Annotated in this window: 1 protein-coding gene; it reads left to right on the top strand. The window is 45.8% G+C overall.

The genetic code is table 11. The annotated features are described in order from the left end of the window. Nucleotides 1–218, top strand: a 218-nt coding sequence (locus JNB91_RS30400) for a hypothetical protein (RefSeq protein ID WP_220329128.1), incomplete at its 5' end; no start/stop codon positions are given. Between the last annotated feature and the right edge of the window lie 337 nt (nt 219–555).

Genomic DNA, 555 nt, shown 5'->3' with positions numbered 1-555 from the left:
GGACAGGAGATGTGTATAAGAAACAGGTGTCACGGAGTGATGCCAACCACCTGCAAGACGGTTTTTGTTGTTCACAAAATTGGTGGAAAAGCCTGTGGGTGTTTTGTCGGGAAAACGCTTTCGTGGTTGTTGTTTTTGCCCTCAAAAAATCGAACAAAAAACAGGCGATTTTGCTGCTGCTTTCGTGCGCGTTCCTTGTATTTATACTTAAGGGATAAATGCGATTTTTTGAATCAGCTCTATCCCTTGCCATATCTGGCCTGAGCGCGGATTTGCGTGTAAATAGGTTTGAGAGTATTTTGTCGGGAGTGGTTATAAATTAGCCCCTGCGAGTCTTCCACCACTCCAGGGGCGCGATCACCTAGAACATGAACTGATTTGACGACAATTGGTACAGGTGATACAGGAATGATAACACGCAATTTCGTCTGTCGCTCGCAAGGGGACGGCAGACATGAAAAATCCTGAACTTAAGAATCTGACGGAGTACTCTCCAGCAGATAAACCGTGGGATGAACACCGAAGCTTTTACGACGTCGTGGGCGGTATTTATCT

Origin of the sequence: Aliirhizobium wenxiniae (assembly GCF_019511445.1) — a bacterium.
Lineage (GTDB): Bacteria > Pseudomonadota > Alphaproteobacteria > Rhizobiales > Rhizobiaceae > Neorhizobium > Neorhizobium wenxiniae_A.
Note: the sequence above shows the minus strand (reverse complement) of the source record. Positions and strands in the feature narration are given on the sequence as shown.